Raw genomic sequence first — 18,026 nt, forward strand, 5'->3', positions numbered from 1 at the left:
GCAGGCGGCATGGAATTCGCCAGTCCCACCCCCATCTAGGACGGCAGTAGTTTCCGGAGGCTCTCGCCCCATGTTCAGCAAGGATCTCGAATACAGCATCGGCCAGTGCTACAAGCGCGCCCGCGAGGCGCGCCACGAGTACATGACGGTCGAACACCTGCTGCTCGCGCTGCTCGACAACCCGTCCGCCGAAGCTGTGCTGAAGGCGTGCGGGGTCGACTTCCCGCGCCTGCGCACCGACCTGGAACAGGCCATCGCCACCTCGGTGTCGGTGCTGCCCGAAGACGTCGACCGCGACACGCAGCCGACCCTGGGTTTCCAGCGCGTGCTCCAGCGCGCCGTCTACCACGTCCAGTCCTCGGGCAAGAAGGAAGTCACCGGCGCCAATGTGCTGGTGGCGATCTTCGGCGAGAAGGACTCGCACGCGGTCTATTTCCTCAACCAGCAGGACGTCGCCCGCCTCGACGTCGTCAATTACATCTCCCACGGCATCGCCAAGCAGGGTGGCGAGGAATCCGCGCGTTCGCAGGAAGAGGGCGAGTCGCCCCCGGGTGAAGGCGATGGCGAGGGCAAGGGCGATGCCCTGGCCGAGTTCGCGGTCAACCTCAACCAGCTGGCCCGCGACGGCAAGATCGACCCGCTGGTCGGTCGCGCCGACGAGGTCGAGCGCACCATCCAGGTGCTGTGCCGCCGCCGCAAGAACAACCCGCTGTACGTGGGCGAGGCCGGCGTCGGCAAGACGGCGATCGCCGAGGGCCTGGCCAAGCGCATCGTCGACGGCGACGTCCCGGACGTGCTGGCCGACGCCACCATCTATGCGCTCGACCTGGGCGCACTGGTGGCCGGCACCAAGTACCGCGGCGACTTCGAGAAGCGCCTGAAGGCCGTGCTGACGCAGCTCAAGAAGCTGCCGGAGGCCGTGCTCTTCATCGACGAGATCCACACCATCATTGGCGCAGGCAGTGCCAGCGGCGGCACGATGGACGCCAGCAACCTGATCAAGCCGGCGCTTGCGTCGGGCGACCTGCGCTGCATCGGTTCGACCACGTTCCAGGAATACCGCGGCATCTTCGAGAAGGACCGTGCGCTGGCACGGCGCTTCCAGAAGATCGACATCGTCGAGCCGACGGTGGGCGAGGCCTACGAGATCCTGCAGGGCCTCAAGCCCAAGTACGAGGCGCACCACGGCGTGACCTACGCCGATGACGCGCTGCAGGCCGCGGTGGACCTGTCGGTCAAGCACATCGGCGACCGCCTGTTGCCGGACAAGGCCATCGATGTGATCGATGAAGCCGGCGCGCGCCAGCGGTTGCTCGCGCTCGATATCCGCAAGAGCCTGATCGACGTCGAGGAGATCGAGACGATCGTCGCCAAGATGGCGCGGATCCCGACCAAGCAGGTCAGCGCCTCCGACAAGGACGTGCTGCGCAACCTCGAGCGCAACCTGAAGATGGTGATCTTCGGCCAGGATCCGGCGATCGACACGCTGACCTCGGCGATCAAGCTGGCCCGCTCGGGCCTGGGCAATCCGGACAAGCCGATCGGCAACTTCCTGTTCGCCGGCCCCACCGGCGTCGGCAAGACCGAGGTGACCAAGCAGCTCGCGCTGCAGCTGGGCATCGAGCTGGTGCGCTTCGACATGTCCGAGTACATGGAGCCGCATTCGGTCAGCCGCCTGATCGGTGCGCCCCCGGGTTACGTCGGCTTCGACCAGGGCGGCCTGCTGACCGAGAAGATCGTCAAGACGCCGCACTGCGTGCTGCTGCTGGACGAGGTCGAGAAGGCGCATCCGGACATCTTCAACATCCTGTTGCAGGTGATGGACCGCGGCGTGCTCACGGACACCAACGGCCGCGAAGCCAACTTCAAGAACGTGATCCTCGTGATGACCACCAACGCCGGCGCGGCGCAGGCTTCGCGCAGGACGATCGGCTTCACCCAGCAGGATCATTCGACCGATGCGATGGAAGTGATCCGCCGCAGCTTCACCCCGGAATTCCGCAACCGCCTCGATGCGGTCGTGCAGTTCCAGGCGCTGGGCTTCGAGCACATCCTGCGCGTGGTCGACAAGTTCCTGATCGAGCTGGAAGCGCAGCTGCACGACAAGGACGTGACGCTGTCGGCGACGCCGACCGCGCGCGACTGGCTGGCCCAGCATGGCTTCGACCCGCTGATGGGTGCGCGCCCGATGGCCCGCGTGATCCAGGACAAGATCAAGCGCCCGCTGGCGGACGAGCTGCTGTTCGGCAAGCTGGTCAATGGCGGCCGCGTCAGCATCGACGTCAAGGACGATGAGCTGGTGGTCGAGGCGCAGGCCGAGCCGGAGAAGCTCCTCCCGGCTACGGTCTGATCGGCCGACTGCTCCCCTCTCCCCTTGTGGGAGAGGGGCAGGCGCCGAAGGCGCCAGGGAGAGGGGCAACAAAAAAGGCGGCCCATGGCCGCCTTTTTCATTCAATGGCTTACCGCTATTACTTCATGCGGTAAGTGATACGACCCTTGGTCAGGTCGTACGGGGTCATTTCGACCTTCACCTTGTCGCCGGTCAAGATGCGGATGTAGTTCTTGCGCATGCGGCCGGAGATGTGGGCAATGATCTCGTGCCCGTTTTCGAGGCGCACCCGGAACATGGTGTTCGGAAGGGTTTCCGCCACCGTGCCCTCGAATTCGATCACGTCGTCTTTTGCCATGTGGTTCCTGAAATGCGTGGAGCGCCCGTGCCTCAGGATGAGGGACGGAACGAAGCCCCGTATTTTGCCATGCGCGCGCCGCCGTTGCAAAAAAACGGTTAATCGGGCAGCAGGCCGGCCAGTTGCCGCGCCGCCCAGTCGCCCACGCGGGCGCTCCAGCGGCCAGGGAGGCCCTCCAGCGCCACCATCTCTGCGACCCGCGCGACGAAGGCATCGCGCGGCCAGGACCGGGCCCCCAGGCTCAACAAGTGCGGGTTCTCGACCTGGGCGTCGATCAGCGGCCAGCCCCAGCGATGCAGGTGCCAGGCAAGTGCCGCGAGGGCGACCTTTGAGCCCCCCGATTCGTGGCTGAACATGCTCTCGCCAAAGAACATGCGGCCCACCGCCACGCCGTAGATGCCGCCGACGAGGGTTTCGCCCCCGAACACTTCGAACGAATGCGCGTGGCCGAGCGCGTGCAGGCGACGATAGGCAACCTGCATTTCCCGGGTGATCCAGGTGCCGCGCTGGCCCGGCCGGCGGATCCGCGCGCAGACCTCGACCACTTCCTCAAACGCGGTGTCGGCACGCACGGTCCACTCGCTGTGGCGCAGGCCGCGGCGGAACTTCGACGACAGCTTCACGGCATCGGTGGCGAACACCGTGCGCGGATCCGGGCTCCACCACAGGATCGGCTGGCCCTGGGAGTACCAGGGGAAGATCCCGTGCCGGTAGGCATTGAGGAGACGGGCCGGCGTGAGGTCGCCTCCCACGGCAAGCAGCCCGTCGGGCTGGCGCAACGCCTGCCCGACGGGCGGGAAGGGCGCCTCGGGATCGTCTGGCAGCAGGGCGGGCAGGGCCGTCATGGTGGCGATGATGCATCGGCCATGGGCTTGAAGGGCGAATGCCCGACCAGCGTCGCCGCGTACCTGCGTACCGCGGCCGACTCCTGCGCGCACCAGTCACGCAATGCCGCGCGGAACTGGGGGTCCGCCACCCAGTGCCGGCTGCGCACGAGGGTCGGCAGGAAGCCGCGCGCCAGTTTGTGCTCGCCCTGTGCGCCGGGCTCGAAGCGGGTCAGCCCATTGGCGAGGCAATAGTCGATGCCCTGGTAGTAGCAGGTCTCGAAGTGCAGGCCCGGGGCTGTTTCGTGGGCGCCCCAATAGCGTCCGTACAGCGTGTCGCCGCCGCGCAGGCAAAGTGCGCCGGCAATCGGGCCGCCGTCGCGCATCGCCAGGAACATCACCAGCGACGCCGGCATCGCGCGTGCGAGATGGCGCAGGAATTCCAGCGTCAGGGCAGGGCGATTGCCGTACTCGGCGAAGGTCTGCAGGTAGAAGCCGTGCATCGCGGCGAGGTCGTCGTCGCTTGCATCGCGACCTTCGACCACGCGGAAGGTCACCCCAGTGCGCGCGACCTTCGCACGTTCCTGACGGATGTTCTTGCGGTGCTTGTGGTCGAACGCAGCAAGGTATTCGTCGAACGTCTTCCAGCCGCGATCGTTGCGCCAGTGGTACTGCACGTCGACCCGCGACAGCCACTCGCGGTCGAACGTCGCGTCCTCGTCGTCACGGTGGAAGTTGACGTGCACCGAAGAAAGTTCATTGCCGGCGCACAGCGCTGCCAGGCACTTGACCAGTTCGGCCTGCATGGCCGGGTCGCGTGCCAGCAACCGCGGGCCGGTGACGGGCGAGTAGGGCACGGCGCACAGCCACTTGGGAAAGTACTCGAGCCCGTGCTGTGCATAGGCGTGCGCCCAGGCATGGTCGAAGACGAACTCGCCGTGCGAGTTCCCTTTCAGGTAGGCGGGGGCCGCAGCGACCAGTTCCTCGCCTTCCCACAGCGTCAGGTGTTGCGGCGTCCAGCCCCATTGCGCGCGCAGGCAGCCGTGCTGTTCCAGGCCGCTGAGGAAGGCATGGCTGACGAACGGATTGGCGCCATCGTGCAGTGCATCCCATTGCGAGGCGGGGATGTCCGACAGCGAAGCGATGATGCGCGGCGCAGCCATGCGGGGGCGGGAAGGAAGGAGTCCGTTGCGCCAGGCACAAGGACTCCGTCCTGCAGGATCAACCTTCCTTGTCGAGGAATTTTTCCGCGTCCAGCGCGGCCATGCAGCCGAAGCCGGCGGAGGTGATGGCCTGGCGGTAGACCTGGTCGGCGACGTCGCCGGCGGCGAACACGCCCGGCACCGACGTCTGCGTGGCGTTGCCGTCGAGACCGGTGCGGATGGTGATGTAGCCGTTCTTCATTTCCAGCTGGCCTTCGAACAGCGAGGTGTTCGGGGTGTGGCCGATGGCGACGAACAGGCCGTGGATCAGCACGTCGCGGGTCGAGCCGTCCTGCACCGACTTCACGCGCAGGCCGGTCACTCCGGCGTCGTTGCCGAGCACTTCGTCGACCTCGTGGTGCCAGATCGGTTCGATCTTGCCGGACTGGATCTTCGCGAACAGCTTGTCCTGCATGATCTTCTCGGCGCGCAGCGTGTCGCGGCGGTGCACCAGGTAGACCTTGCGGGCGATGTTGGACAGGTACAGCGCTTCTTCGACCGCGGTGTTGCCGCCGCCGATCACCGCCACGTCCTGCTCCTTGTAGAAGAAGCCGTCGCAGGTCGCGCAGGCGGACACGCCACGGCCCTTGAACATCTCCTCCGACGGCAGGCCCAGGTACTTCGCAGTCGCGCCGGTGGCGATGATCAGCGCGTCACAGGTGTACTCGCCGCTGTCGCCGACGAGCCTGAACGGGCGCGAGGAAAGGTCGGCGGTATGGACGTGGTCGAAGACCACCTCGGTGTCGAAGCGCTCGGCATGCGCCTGCATGCGCGCCATCAGGTCCGGGCCCATCAGGCCGTGGGCGTCGCCCGGCCAGTTGTCGACTTCGGTCGTGGTCATCAGCTGGCCGCCCATTTGCAGGCCGGTGATCACCAGCGGCTTGAGATTGGCGCGCGCGGCGTAGACGGCCGCGGTCCAGCCGGCCGGGCCGGAGCCGAGGATGATCACGTGGGAGTGCTTCGATGGGGTCATTGGTATAATCGCGGGCTGATGGATTGAAAGGCGTTGGCGAGCTTGCCGCCATACGCTGGCGTGTGTCGGGTAGCTGAACCCATAGCTTGGAGGCGGCATCCCGGCAACACAAGGATCGCTTTGCGGACGCAATGTTGCACTGCGCCGTGAGCCCTGTCCGGCTTGTGAAGGACAATAGCGGTACGCGCCGCACCTGCGGCGCTTTTTTGCGTCATTCCCTCGGATCGCCCGTGCATGCCCGCCTGGGTGATTCAACACTTGCATCAACATTTGAAGGTAGAGACATGCGGATCGGCGTTCCCAAGGAAACCAAGACCCTCGAAGGGCGCGTAGCGCTCGTTCCGGCAGCCGCCGGCGACCTGGTCAAGCGCGGTCATGAGGTCTGGATCGAGAAGGATGCCGGCGTCAAGTCGGGCTTCAAGGACGAGCAGTACACCCAGCTGGGCGTGAAGATCGCCGCCGATGCCGCTGAGCTGTACGAGAAGGGCCAGTTGATCGTGAAGGTGAAGGAGCCGATCGCTGGCGACCTCAAGCACCTGCGCAAGGACCACCTGCTGTTCTGCTACCTGCACCTGGCGGCCGAGCCGGCGCTGACGAAGCAGCTGCTTGACATCGGCCTGACCGGCATCGCCTTCGAGACCGTCGAGCTGCCCAACGGCGACCTGCCGTTGCTGGCGCCGATGTCGGTTATCGCCGGCAAGATCGCGGTGCAGGTCGGCACGCACCTGCTGCACCAGCCCGAAGGCGGCAAGGGCAAGCTGCTCGGCGGCCTGCCGTCGACCGAGCGCGGCAAGGTCGTCGTGTTCGGTGCCGGCCAGGCCGGCAGCGCCTCGGCGGCGCTGGCAGCGGCCGGTGGTTCCAATGTGGTCGTGTTCGAAATGCGCCAGGACCGCATGGACCAGATGATGCGCCTGGGCAACAACGTCACGACGCTCTATCCGTACGCCGACGTCGTCGCGCGTGAAGTGGCCTCGGCCGACCTCGTCGTCGGCGCAGTGCTGGTCACCGGCGCACGCGCGCCGCACGTGTTGACCCGCGAGATGCTCAAGGGCATGCAGGACGGCAGCGTCGTGGTCGACATCTCGATCGACCAGGGCGGCTGCTTCGAGACCTCGCGTCCGACCACCTGGAAGGAGCCGACCTACGTCGAAGAGGGCGTGACCCACTTCTGCGTGACCAACATGCCGGGCGCCGTGCCGCAGACGAGCTCGCAGGCGATCTGCGCGGCGATCCTGCCGTGGGTCAACAAGCTGGCCTCGGGCGATGCCTGGCGCCAGAACCAGGCGCTGGTCCGCGGCATCAACGTCGAAGGCGGCAAGCTGGTGCACCCGGCGCTGCTGGACATGAAGCTCTAAAGCCAAGCCAGATCGCGACATCGAACGGGGAGGGCCGGGTGACTGGCGCTCCCCGTTTCGTTTCCGGCGGGCAGGTCCCTCCGGTCCCTGAAGGCTTCGGTTAGGATCCTTTGGCGCCAGAACCGTGCCGTTGACTCGCTTTTCGCATCTTTTCTGGCGTATATTCAACAACTAACAGTAGCTAGCTAAGGCAGAACATCACGGTGGCGCAAGCGTCCACAGCCAGCCGCAAGAAAGTCACGGCCGAAAAGCTGCCGCCTTCGCCGCGGCGGCAACGTCTCATGCGCGACATCGCGCTGATCATCATCGCGCCCGTGCTGCTGTACCTGCTTGCGAGCCTGGTGACGTTCTCCCCGGCGGACCCGGGCTGGTCGCATGCGGGCAGCATCACCGCGCCGCTGCACAACGTCGGTGGCCGCGTCGGTGCCTTCACCGCGGACATCCTCCTGTACCTGTGTGGCTACGTCGCATTCCTGCTGCCGCTGATGCTGGGTGCGGTCGCCTGGATCGCCTTGTTCGGCATGGATGAGGACGGCGATGGTGATGCCGACCTGGGGCCGGCACTGCGACTGATCGGCATCGTCGGGTTCCTGGTAGCCGCCACGGGCCTGCTGCACCTGCGTGTCGCGTCGCCGGATTCGTTCTCGGCCGGCAGCGGCGGCATGCTCGGCCGGCTGGTTGGCAAATCGCTCTATCTCGGTTTCGGTCCAGTGGGCGGAAACCTGTTCCTGCTGGCACTGCTGTTGGTGTCGGTGACGCTCGCCACGGGCCTGTCGTGGTTCGCGGTGATGGACAAGATCGGCCAGTGGGTGCTGGCGCTCGGGCCGACGGTAAGCAAGTTGTTCCGCCAGGGCGAGAAGCAGGCGACCGAGTGGCAGCAGACGCGCGCGTTCCGCGAGGAGCGCGAAGAAGCACGCAAGGTCGACACGGAACTGCGCGCCAAGCGTGCCCCGGTCAAGATCGAACCGCCACCGGCGCCGGTGGTGGAGAAGAGCGAGCGCGCCAAGCGCGAACAGCAGATCCCGCTGTTCCACGTCGGCGACGGCACCGGCATTCCGCCGCTGGCGCTGCTCGACGACCCGAAGCCGCAGCCCAAGGGCTACAGCGAAGACACGCTGGAAACGCTGTCGCGCCAGATCGAATTCAAGCTCAAGGACTTCCGCATCGATGCACAGGTGGTCGGCGCCTATCCGGGCCCGGTGATCACGCGCTTCGAACTGGAACCGGCGCCGGGCGTGAAGGTCAGCCAGATCAGCTCGCTCGACAAGGACATCGCCCGCGGCCTGTCGGTGAAGTCGGTGCGCGTGGTCGACGTGATCCCGGGCAAGTCGGTGGTTGGCCTGGAAACGCCGAACACATCGCGCGAGATGATCTTCCTGTCGGAGCTGCTGCGCTCGAAGGAATACGACAAGTCGACCAGCCCGCTGACGCTGGCGCTGGGCAAGGACATCGCCGGCCGCCCGACGGTGGCCGACCTGGCGCGCATGCCGCATTTGCTTGTGGCCGGTACCACCGGCTCGGGCAAGTCGGTCGCGGTCAACGCGATGGTGCTGTCGCTGCTGTACAAGGCCTCCGCGAAGGACCTGCGGATGCTGATGATCGACCCGAAGATGCTGGAACTCTCTGTATACCAGGGCATCCCGCACCTGCTCGCGCCGGTCGTGACCGACATGAAGGAGGCCGCCAACGGCCTACGCTGGTGCGTGGCCGAAATGGAGCGCCGCTACAAGCTGATGTCGGCAGTGGGCGTGCGCAACCTGGCCGGCTTCAACAAGAAGGTCAAGGACGCGGAAGAAGCGGGCCAGCCGATGATGGACCCGCTGTTCAAGCCGGCATTCAATCAAAATGCCGCCGAACTCGGCGAGGCACCGCAGCCGCTGGAGACGTTGCCGTTCATCGTCATCTTCATCGACGAATTTGCCGACATGATGATGATCGTCGGCAAGAAGGTCGAAGAGCTCATCGCCCGCCTGGCGCAGAAGGCGCGCGCCGCCGGCATCCATCTGATCCTGGCCACGCAGCGTCCGTCGGTGGACGTGATCACCGGCCTGATCAAGGCCAACATCCCCACGCGCATCGCCTTCCAGGTGTCGAGCAAGATCGACTCGCGCACCATCCTCGACCAGTCCGGCGCGGAAACGCTGCTCGGCCACGGCGACATGCTGTACCTGCCGCCGGGCACGGCGATGCCCGAGCGCGTCCACGGTGCGTTCGTCTCCGACGAGGAAGTGCATCGCGTGGTCGAGCATCTCAAGCAGGTCGGCGGCGGCCCGGATTACATCCAGGGCGTGCTCGACGAAGTGCAGACGATGGGCGACGGCATTGTCGTCGGCGCGACCGGCCTGCCGGAAAGCGGCGGCGGTGGCGGCGACGAATCCGATCCGCTTTACGACGAAGCGGTACGCATCGTCACCGAGACCCGGCGCGCTTCGATCTCGGGCGTGCAGCGGCGCCTGAAGATCGGCTACAACCGCGCCGCGCGCCTGATCGAGGCCATGGAAATGGCCGGCGTGGTCACGCCTCCCGAGCACAACGGCGATCGCAGCGTGCTGGCCCCGCCGCCGCCCAAGTAGGGCGGCCGCGGTCAGGCGACGGGGCGCCCAGCCCCGTTCATGCCTCCATTCATCTTTTCGACGGCACACTTCGCCCATCGCGTGTACGTCGCCCCACCTTGCAGGAATCCCCCATGCGCTTGATCCACCTGACCGGCCTCGTCGCCCTGCTGGCCGCCTCCAGCGCCTTTGCCGGCGCGCGCGACAACCTCAATGCCTTCACCAAGGGGCTCAAGGGGCTGAGCGGTGACTTCACGCAGCAGGTGTTCGACACCAACGGCAAGCTCAAGGAGAACTCGAGCGGGCAGGTGGCGTTGTCGGCGCCGCGGCTGTTCCGTTGGGAGTACGTCAAGCCGTATCCGCAGCTGATCGTCGCCGACGGCAAGAAGGTCTGGGTCCACGATCCCGACCTGCAGCAGGTGACGGTGCGTCCGCAGGGCGAGGAAGAGCAGAACAGCCCGCTGTCGGCGCTGATCGACCCGAGCCGGCTCGATGCACAGTTCAACGTCAAGGAGCTGGGCGCGAACGAGGGCCTGGAATGGCTGTCGTTGACGCCCAAGGTCGAGGGCGAGTCGGGCTTCCGTTCCGCCCGCCTGGGCTTCAGCCCGGCCGGCCTGGCGAAGATGCAGGTGGTCGACGCGCTGGGCCAGCGCACCGAGATCAGCTTCAGCGGCTGGAAGCGCAACCCGGCCTTCAGCAGCAGTACCTTCCGCTATACGCCGCCCAAGGGCGTGGACGTCATCGGCGGCGGCTGAGCGCGCAAGCTTCCAGCCCGCAAAGGCCTGCTTCGGCAGGCCTTTTCGTTATCAGACAGGTCACAGGCCAATTTCTGGCCGCGGGATCTGCCTGACCAATGTGTCATTGCCGGACATGGGCGCTGGTGCTGCTGCTCTCGCACTGCGCGATCGCCGTCGCCGTTGAGCCGGATGCACCCGCGTCGGCGCCGACGAGGCCGCTGCAGGCGACCCGAGGCAACGATCGCCCTACGCTGGAGAAGGCCGTGGCAGGCGTGGTCGTCGGTGCCTTGGCCGCGCAGTTCGGCGGCCGCCCGGTCGAGGCACGCTTCGGTGCGATCAGCGACGAGGCGGGCGAGGATGGCCGGCGTTCGGTCAGCGGCGAAGGGCAGATGCGCTTCACCGGCGAGGCGGCGTGGATAGGCTTCAGGTTCCGCGCCCAATACGACGTTCTGCTGGGGCAGGCCGGCACGCCCGAACTGGTGCTGGGAGCAGGAGGCGACGCCCGGCCGGTCCCCAACGACACGACGATCGTCCGACGCCTCGATGATCAGCTCGTCGATACGCTGCGACGCGAGCTGGGGAGCGCGTCGGTTCGTCTGCAGCTCGATCGCATCGAGTCGGTCGAGACCGGGCAGAACTACCTGCTGATCGACGCCTGGGGCCTGGCCGACTTCGGGATCGACGGCAGCAGCCCCATCCGCATCGCCGCGTTCTACGACCGCCGCAATGGCGAGTGGCTGCATCTGGACTACGACATGACGACACCGCCGCAAGTGGCCTTGCCGCCGGTGGCCGGTCGCTGAAGCAGGCGGCTCCGTCAGCGGCCATGGTGCAGTGTCTTGGTATTGTGTGCGGGTCCAAGGCAAGGTTGCCAATTCGTGGCCCGGCGCAACTCCCCGCAAAATTCCCTCTCCGACCTGACGCGCTCCGACGATCTGCTGCAGGTCGACCGTGACGCGATGCGTCCGCTGGCCGAGCGCATGCGTCCGCGCACGCTCGACGAGATGGTCGGGCAAAAACGCCTGCTGTCGCCACGCTCGGCGCTGCGTCGTGCGATCGAGTCCGGGCGCGTGCATTCGATGGTGCTGTGGGGGCCACCGGGGTGCGGCAAGACGACACTGGCGCTGTTGCTGGCCAAATATGCCGATGCCGAGTTCCGCGCGATCTCGGCGGTGCTGTCGGGCCTGCCGGACGTGAGGCAGGTCCTGGCCGAGGCGGCGTTGCGCTTCGCCGATGGCCACCGCACCGTGCTGTTCGTCGATGAGGTGCATCGGTTCAACAAAGCCCAGCAGGATGCGTTCCTGCCGCACATCGAACGCGGCACGATCCTGTTCATCGGTGCGACCACCGAGAACCCTTCATTCGAGTTGAACTCGGCACTGTTGTCACGCTGCCGCGTGCACGTGATGGAAGCCGTCTCCGTCGAGGACATCCGCCTGGCGCTGCAGCAGGCATTGGCCGACGAGGAGCGTGGCCTGGGCGGGCGCGGCATCCTGGTCGACGACGAGGCGCTTGAACAGATTGCGCGCGCCGCCGACGGCGACGTCCGTCGCGGTTTGACCCTGCTCGAGATCGCCGCGGAACTGGCCGAAGGCGAAGGCGGTGAAATCACCGCGACCACACTGGCACAGGTGCTCGCCGACAGGACGCGACGCTTCGACAAGGGCGGCGAGCAGTTCTACGACCAGATCTCGGCGCTGCACAAGTCGGTGCGCAGTTCCAATCCCGATGCAGCCTTGTACTGGCTCACGCGGATGCTCGATGGCGGGTGCGATCCCTCGTACCTGGCGCGTCGGCTCACGCGCATGGCGATCGAGGACATCGGTCTGGCCGATCCGCGCGCATTGCAGATGGCACTCGATGCCTGGGACACCTTCGAACGCCTGGGCAGTCCCGAAGGCGAACTGGCCTTCGCGCAACTGACGCTGTACCTGGCCAGCACTGCCAAGTCGAACGCGGGCTACGCCGCGTTCAATGCAGCCAAGCGCGACGTCGGTGAGTACGGAACCCAGGAGGTTCCGCTGCACCTGCGCAACGCGCCGACGAAACTGATGAAACAGCTCGGCTATTCGAAGGGCTACCAGTACGACCACGATGCCGAAGGCGGCATCGCACTGGACCAGACCGGCTTCCCGGATGCGATGGGCGAACGGGTGTATTACGAGCCCGTCGATCGTGGATTGGAGCTCAAACTCAGGGAAAAACTCGACCGCCTGCGTGCCGTTCGCGACGCTGCCCGTCGTGAGCGCGGTGTGAGCAAGGACAACGAGTGATCCCAGCAGTTTCCGTGCGTTGCCACTTCGCAACGCCAGCTGCGTCGCAATTCTTCGATGCAACCTGTTGAGTGGAAACAGGAATATTGCTTCTGAAAGATGCCTGTAAAGGCAGACGTTTCAGTTTCGCAATACCGGGCTGAATATGCGGCCGGTGCGGTGCGAGCACCGCCGATCAATGGTTTGCAGCATGCCAATGCCGATTGACGACAGGTCATTCGACTAAACCCGGTTTCATTTATGCAACACCTTGGGCCCTTCTGCGGTCCCGGTTGCGCCGATCTCCAGCCGACCCCCTTTTATTCAGGCGGAATTGCATTGGCGATCAACCACTTGCCCCAGCTGAACGAACATTGGCACCGCCTGTGCGTGTAGTTCCATGCGTCGTTTACCGGTGCCTCCCCCGGGTGCCAATCGACGTACCGTAAAGGAGAACAACAATGCGCATTCGTAGCAGCTTGATGGCAACGGCAGTGCTCCTGGGACTTGGTCTAACCAGCCAGGCCTGGGCACAACAGACTAACGGTGATGGCAATGGCGGCGATGACATCCTCGCCAACATCACCGCTACCGATAACAGCCAGGACAACGACAGCGATAGCAGCACGGCAAACAACGGCGATTCCGGTGCAGCCGCAGGCTCGGCTTCGGCCGCCAGCAGTGGTACCGCCACCAACACGTGGACCGATTCGAGCACCTTCTCCAAGACCTCCAGCCATATCGTCGCCCTGACCAAGCTGGAAGGCTCGGTCTACGACGTCGGCGCCAGTGACATCGGCAACGTCGCCAAGAATTTCGGCGGCGCCAACGGTGGAAAGGGCGGTTCCGGTGGTGATGGCTACGGTGGCAAGGGCTACGGTGGCGACGGCTACGGCGGCAACGGCGGCGACGGCGGAGACGGCGGCGACGGCGGCAGCGGCGGCAGCGGCGGCAGTGCCGAGAACGGCAGCGCGAACTCCGGCGATGCCAGCATCGGTGATGCAACGGCAGGCCGTGGCGGCCGTGGCGGCGACACCTGGGATAACACCAGTGGTCGCGGCGGCGATGCCGACAACGACAGCGGCGATGCTGGCGGTGCCAGCCTGGCCGGCTCCGGTTCCGGCTCTGGCTCCGGCGCGCTTGCCGGCGGCAGTGACGGCGGCGGCGGTGGCGGTGGCGGCGGTAACGACGGCGGCAACGGTGGCGGCGCTGGCGGTGATGGCGACGACAACGGTGGTGCAGGCGGTGCCGGCGGCACTGGCACGGGCGGCGCAGGCGGTGCAGGTGGTTCGTCCACTGCAACGTCGACCTCGACCTCGACCTCGTCCGCAACTTCCGGCGCAGGCACCGGTACTTCCGGTGCAACGGCCGGTGACGGCGGCGCGAGCGGCACGGTTACCGCATCTGCCGGTTCCGGCGGCGGCGGTGGCGCAGCCACCAACGGCGATGCCGATGCCAGCGCAAGCAATGGCTCGGCCACTGCCGGTGACGGTGCCGTCGGTGCAGCAGGTGCCGCAGGCGGCGCCGGCGGTGCTGGAGGGACTGGCAACGGTGGCACCGGTGAAGGTGGCGTGGGCAACGGTGCAGTCGGCGGTGCCGGCGGTGCTGGTGGTTCGAACGTCGCCGACGCAGGCACGTTCAACATGTCCAGCAACATGACCAGTGTTGGACAGTCGGCGGCCGGCATCATGACGGTTGCACAGAACAGCGGTTTCTCCTCGCTGATCCAGCAGGGTGTGACCGTCCAGGCCAACCTGTCCGTCGGCCCATAAGCGCTCCCCCCGACGTACCGCAAGCCCCGGCCTGCGGTACGTCGTTTGCGCATTCTGGAATTCCTGTCGGCGCCACAAGCGCCGGCAGGAAGCTTCTGACAGGGCTGGCAAAGGAGAATGACCGTGCGACCGAACCGCTCCATCGTTCATGCAAGCACTGCAGGTCTGATCTGCCTGTTTTCAATGGGCACGCTGGCTGCCCAGGACGTAACCAGCTACAGCGAATCCAGCGACCCGCTGGCGTTCGCACCGATGGTTGAACCCGTTTCCGAACCAGTCGAGGCCCCGGCGCAGGACAGCGCAATGGGCCAGTCCATCGACGTGGCAACGCTCGCCGACATGCGCGGTGGCGCCGATGTCGTCGAGAACGACGTCCTGATCGAAGGCCGGGTCGAGGACAACACGGCCAATCGTGTCGTCACCGGCAACAACGCACTGAGCGGCGGCTCGTTCGTCAATTCGAACGGCATCAACACCGTCATCCAGAACACCGGCGCGAATGTGCTGATCCAGAACGGGATGATCGTGAACGTGCAGTTCGCGGATCCGACTCCATGAGCGTCCGCAACATCCGAAGCCGTGCAGTGCTGGCGGCATCGGCCTGGTTCCTCTTCGCCGGCCTTGCCCAGGCCGGTAACGCGGACGTGCGCGTCAACGGCGCGCCCTACCGCTTGCAGGTGGTCAGCCTGAAAGAGGCGAGGTTCCAGACCACCGTGCCGCAACAGTACGACTTCAGCTGCGGCTCGGCCGCGACGGCGACGTTGCTGACCTACCAGTACGGCATCCCGGTCACCGAGGCCGAGGTGTTCATGCAAATGTACCAGCGCGGCGACCAGGCCAAGATCAAACAGCGCGGATTCTCGCTGCTGGACATGCGCCGCTACCTGCAGTCGCGCGGCTTCGAGGCCGACGGTTTCGAACAGCCGCTCGACAAACTCTTCCAGGAAGGCCTGCCCGCGATCGTCCTGCTCAACGATCGGGGCTACAAGCATTTCGTCGTGGTCAAGGGGTTGCGCAACGGCCGCATCCTGCTTGGCGATCCTGCCCGCGGCACGCGCGCGATGCCGCGCTCGCGCTTCGAGGAGCTGTGGGACAACAAGATCCTGTTCGTCATCCACAATCGGCGTGAAATCGCCGGATTCAATCTCGCCCGCGATTGGCGCACCGCGCCACCGGCTCCCCTGGATGCCGGCATCGCGCGCGACAGCCTTTACAACATCGTCACGCCGCGCAAGCGGCCGGGCGACATCTGAGGGGGTGGGACATGCGCTCTCCTTCATCGTTCCCGAAGGCATCATTCCTGAGAACCGGACTGATCACGGCCGCGCTCGTCGCCGGCATGCATGCCAGAGTGGCCGGCGCGACCGAACCGCCGCCGCTCGGCGCCGAATGGGTGGCCGTGGACCCGGCATTGCTGGAGGACATGCGTGGCGGTTTCCAGACCGCCAGCGGCATATCGTTGTCGTTCGGCATCGAGCGCGTGGTGTATGTCAACGGCGAGTTGCTGGCCGCCACGCAGGTGCACATTCCCGACATCACCCACATGACCTCCGCCCAGGCCGAGGAACTGGCCCGCTTCAACCAGGGGCAGGTGATCCAGGTGGGCGAGGGCAACACTGTCGAGCCATCCAGCACCTTCAACGGCCTGCTGATCCAGAACACGCGCAACGACCAGGACATCCGTGCGCTGACCACGGTCAATGTCGGGGTCGACACGCTGAGCGCGTTCCAGGACTTGAACCTGCAGCAGGCCCTGCAGAACGCAACCGTCGCCGCCGCATCACCGTGACACCGGCCACCTGAGACTCCCGCCCTGATGCCGGCGCCCTGAATGTCGCCCCGATTGCGTTCTACCCGAGGACCCCCACAGGAGGCCGCATGAAAAGGACGCCATCTACACGCAAGCGCCTCATCCTCGCGCCCTGCCTGCTGCTGGGCATGGCCGGCGTTGCCGGTGCCCAGGAGCAGTCGGAGAGCCGGACTGACGCAGCTGCACCGCACGACCCAGCGGCGGCCAGGTCTGCCACCGCGGCCTTGGCGGCCGCTGCGGCTTCGGCCGCCCGACTGGGGCCGGCCCAGGCGCCGGCTTCCAACCAACCGACTCCGGTCCCGGCCAAGGCAGCTCCGGCGACGTCAGTGGCCAAACCGGCGGCCGCCTCCACCTTCGTTCCTGCCACGCCTGAAGAAGTAGCAGCAGCCGAAGCACGCCTGGATGCCCTGCAGCGCGAGATCAACCAGCAGACCCAGCGACTGGGCGAACTGCGCCAGACGCTGGCGCAGCAGGAACAAAGCGTCGCCCAGTTGCAGCGTGCCCTCGACGAAGAACGGCTGGAGGGCGAACGCGGTGCAGGAGTGACCCCGAGCCGGATGGTGCCGTCGCTTTCGCAGCAGACCTTCGTGCCCGTGCCGATGCAGCAGGCGCCGACCCAGGTCGCGCAGCAGCAATCGCAACAGCCGCAGCAGGCGCAAGCACCGCAACAGCAGCAACAGCAACCGCAGCAGCCGGTAGCGCAACAACAGCAACAGAGGCCGGTGGGCGAGGCCCCCGAGGCTGCTTCGCGTCCACCTGAAGTGGCGCAGATCTTCGATCAGCCCGGCGTGCTCACGCCGGCGGGCAAGTTCGTCCTGGAGCCGTCGCTGCAACACGGCTATTCCGCCAACGACCGCGTCGCCCTGGTCGGCTTCACGGTGATTCCGGCGATCCTGATCGGCCTGATCGACGTGCGCCAGGTCAAGACGACCTCGGGCGTGGCGACCATCACGGGTCGTTACGGCTTCGGCGGTCGATTCGAGCTCGAGGCCAAGGTGCCGTACGTGTACCTCAACGCTGATACCGTCAGCCGCGAAATCTTCACCGGCACGGCGGTGGACAACGTGTTCAACGCCAGCGGTCGCGGCATGGGCGACTTCGAGGCAACCGCGCGCTACCAGCTCAATCGTGGTGGCCCCGACAAGGCGTTCTACATCGGCTGGCTGCGTTACAAGAGCCGCACGGGCAAGGACATCTTCGAGGTGGTCACCGACTGCGTGACGCGCTGCGTGTCCAACGCAACCGGCACGGGCCTGCCGTTGGAGCTGCCTACGGGCACGGGCTTCGAATCGCTGCAGCCGGGCGTGACCTGGCTGTATCCGTCCGACCCGGTGGTGTTCTTCGGCAGCATCAGCTACCTGTACAACTTCGAGCGCCATGACGTCTCGCGCACGGTGCTGCTGTCGGGCAAGGAATTCCTGGGCGACGTGAAGGCCGGCGACATCTGGGGCTTCAACCTCGGCATGGGCCTGGCGTTGAACGAGAAGGCATCGATCAGCCTTGGCTACGACACCAGCCTGGTCGGCAAGACCGAACAGAACGGCAAGGATTCACCAGGTTCGGTGCGGGTGACCCTGGGCACGATGCTGCTGGGCGGCACATACCGCTTCAACGACAAGGTCTCGCTCAACGTCGCACTGGGCGTCGGCGTGACCCGCGATACCCCGGACGTGACCTTCACTGCTCGCGTGCCGATCTCGTTCTGATCACGATTTTTGTCCGCGCGATCGCAGGCCACCTTGGCCTGCGATCGCTCGTGGCGGCGGCGCTTCACATCCATTTCACGCCCTTGAGGGCTAATTCCCGTTCCACGTAAACACCGCAGCCGTCGCGGGCCAGGCCGGCTGCGGTACGTCGCCGGA

General features: G+C 66.1%; 15 protein-coding genes. 11 read left to right on the forward strand and 4 right to left on the reverse strand.

What is annotated here, in order from left to right; all coding sequences use genetic code 11:
* Window positions 1-70: 70 nt before the first annotated feature.
* On the forward strand, window positions 71-2,350 hold the full coding sequence (gene clpA, locus ACFOPO_RS14625) for an ATP-dependent Clp protease ATP-binding subunit ClpA (protein WP_386704071.1): 2,280 nt from the start codon (window positions 71-73) through the stop codon (window positions 2,348-2,350).
* Window positions 2,351-2,468: 118 nt separating this feature from the next.
* On the opposite strand, the gene infA is transcribed toward clpA, so the two are convergent.
* The 4 genes from infA to trxB form a co-directional block, all read right to left on the reverse strand.
* Entirely contained in the window at window positions 2,469-2,687 is a 219-nt protein-coding gene (gene infA / locus ACFOPO_RS14630; protein WP_031372296.1) for a translation initiation factor IF-1, read from the reverse strand.
* A 98-nt stretch (window positions 2,688-2,785) separates the two neighbouring features.
* Window positions 2,786-3,532: a leucyl/phenylalanyl-tRNA--protein transferase gene (gene aat, locus ACFOPO_RS14635; protein ID WP_386704073.1), complete on the reverse strand. Its 747-nt coding sequence runs from the start codon at window positions 3,530-3,532 to the stop codon at window positions 2,786-2,788.
* Window positions 3,529-4,674, reverse strand: coding sequence for a GNAT family N-acetyltransferase (locus ACFOPO_RS14640; RefSeq protein ID WP_386704074.1), 1,146 nt, complete (start codon window positions 4,672-4,674; stop codon window positions 3,529-3,531). The genes aat and ACFOPO_RS14640 overlap by 4 nt, the downstream gene beginning before the upstream one ends.
* Window positions 4,675-4,732: 58 nt before the next feature.
* Window positions 4,733-5,686, reverse strand: a complete 954-nt coding sequence (gene trxB, locus ACFOPO_RS14645) for a thioredoxin-disulfide reductase (RefSeq protein ID WP_386704075.1) — start codon at window positions 5,684-5,686, stop codon at window positions 4,733-4,735.
* 284 nt (window positions 5,687-5,970) lie between these two features.
* Between trxB and ald the strand changes: the two genes are divergently transcribed.
* From ald to ACFOPO_RS14695, 10 genes are all read left to right on the forward strand, one after another.
* Window positions 5,971-7,041: an alanine dehydrogenase gene (gene ald / locus ACFOPO_RS14650; protein ID WP_386704077.1), complete on the forward strand. Its 1,071-nt coding sequence runs from the start codon at window positions 5,971-5,973 to the stop codon at window positions 7,039-7,041.
* A gap of 203 nt (window positions 7,042-7,244) precedes the next feature.
* Window positions 7,245-9,614, forward strand: coding sequence for a DNA translocase FtsK (locus ACFOPO_RS14655; RefSeq protein ID WP_386704078.1), 2,370 nt, complete (start codon window positions 7,245-7,247; stop codon window positions 9,612-9,614).
* Between the two features lie 113 nt (window positions 9,615-9,727).
* Window positions 9,728-10,348: an outer membrane lipoprotein chaperone LolA gene (gene lolA / locus ACFOPO_RS14660; RefSeq protein WP_386704080.1), complete on the forward strand. Its 621-nt coding sequence runs from the start codon at window positions 9,728-9,730 to the stop codon at window positions 10,346-10,348.
* Window positions 10,349-10,473: 125 nt separating this feature from the next.
* On the forward strand, window positions 10,474-11,133 hold the full coding sequence (locus ACFOPO_RS14665; protein WP_386704081.1) for a hypothetical protein: 660 nt from the start codon (window positions 10,474-10,476) through the stop codon (window positions 11,131-11,133).
* Between the two features lie 156 nt (window positions 11,134-11,289).
* A complete protein-coding gene (locus tag ACFOPO_RS14670) occupies window positions 11,290-12,603 on the forward strand; it encodes a replication-associated recombination protein A (RefSeq protein WP_386704175.1) in 1,314 nt (437 codons plus the stop codon).
* Between the two features lie 473 nt (window positions 12,604-13,076).
* A complete protein-coding gene (locus ACFOPO_RS14675) occupies window positions 13,077-14,354 on the forward strand; it encodes a hypothetical protein (protein ID WP_386704082.1) in 1,278 nt (425 codons plus the stop codon).
* A 123-nt stretch (window positions 14,355-14,477) separates the two neighbouring features.
* Window positions 14,478-14,912 carry a hypothetical protein gene (locus tag ACFOPO_RS14680; protein ID WP_386704084.1) on the forward strand — a complete coding sequence of 145 codons (435 nt, stop codon included), beginning with the start codon at window positions 14,478-14,480 and terminating at the stop codon, window positions 14,910-14,912.
* Window positions 14,909-15,607 carry a C39 family peptidase gene (locus ACFOPO_RS14685; protein WP_386704085.1) on the forward strand — a complete coding sequence of 233 codons (699 nt, stop codon included), beginning with the start codon at window positions 14,909-14,911 and terminating at the stop codon, window positions 15,605-15,607. Before ACFOPO_RS14680 ends, ACFOPO_RS14685 begins: the two co-directional genes overlap by 4 nt.
* 11 nt (window positions 15,608-15,618) lie before the next feature.
* Window positions 15,619-16,143 carry a hypothetical protein gene (locus tag ACFOPO_RS14690; protein ID WP_386704086.1) on the forward strand — a complete coding sequence of 175 codons (525 nt, stop codon included), beginning with the start codon at window positions 15,619-15,621 and terminating at the stop codon, window positions 16,141-16,143.
* An 89-nt stretch (window positions 16,144-16,232) separates the two neighbouring features.
* Complete coding sequence (locus tag ACFOPO_RS14695) at window positions 16,233-17,870, forward strand: transporter (protein ID WP_386704087.1); 1,638 nt, start codon at window positions 16,233-16,235, stop codon at window positions 17,868-17,870.
* The last annotated feature ends 156 nt before the right edge of the window (window positions 17,871-18,026 follow it).

It is taken from the genome of Lysobacter sp. GCM10012299 (assembly GCF_042649405.1).
Classification (GTDB): Bacteria; Pseudomonadota; Gammaproteobacteria; order Xanthomonadales; family Xanthomonadaceae; genus Lysobacter_J.

Excerpts from the sequence above, each read along its gene's own strand:
- clpA (WP_386704071.1), top strand. The coding sequence starts at position 71 with ATGTTCAGCAAGGATCTCGAATACAGCATCGGCCAGTGCTACAAGCGC.
- infA (WP_031372296.1), bottom strand. The coding sequence starts at position 2,687 with ATGGCAAAAGACGACGTGATCGAATTCGAGGGCACGGTGGCGGAAACC.
- aat (WP_386704073.1), bottom strand. The coding sequence starts at position 3,532 with ATGACGGCCCTGCCCGCCCTGCTGCCAGACGATCCCGAGGCGCCCTTC.
- ACFOPO_RS14640 (WP_386704074.1), bottom strand. The coding sequence starts at position 4,674 with ATGGCTGCGCCGCGCATCATCGCTTCGCTGTCGGACATCCCCGCCTCG.
- trxB (WP_386704075.1), bottom strand. The coding sequence starts at position 5,686 with ATGACCCCATCGAAGCACTCCCACGTGATCATCCTCGGCTCCGGCCCG.
- ald (WP_386704077.1), top strand. The coding sequence starts at position 5,971 with ATGCGGATCGGCGTTCCCAAGGAAACCAAGACCCTCGAAGGGCGCGTA.
- lolA (WP_386704080.1), top strand. The coding sequence starts at position 9,728 with ATGCGCTTGATCCACCTGACCGGCCTCGTCGCCCTGCTGGCCGCCTCC.
- ACFOPO_RS14670 (WP_386704175.1), top strand. The coding sequence starts at position 11,290 with ATGCGTCCGCTGGCCGAGCGCATGCGTCCGCGCACGCTCGACGAGATG.
- ACFOPO_RS14685 (WP_386704085.1), top strand. The coding sequence starts at position 14,909 with ATGAGCGTCCGCAACATCCGAAGCCGTGCAGTGCTGGCGGCATCGGCC.
- ACFOPO_RS14690 (WP_386704086.1), top strand. The coding sequence starts at position 15,619 with ATGCGCTCTCCTTCATCGTTCCCGAAGGCATCATTCCTGAGAACCGGA.
- ACFOPO_RS14695 (WP_386704087.1), top strand. The coding sequence starts at position 16,233 with ATGAAAAGGACGCCATCTACACGCAAGCGCCTCATCCTCGCGCCCTGC.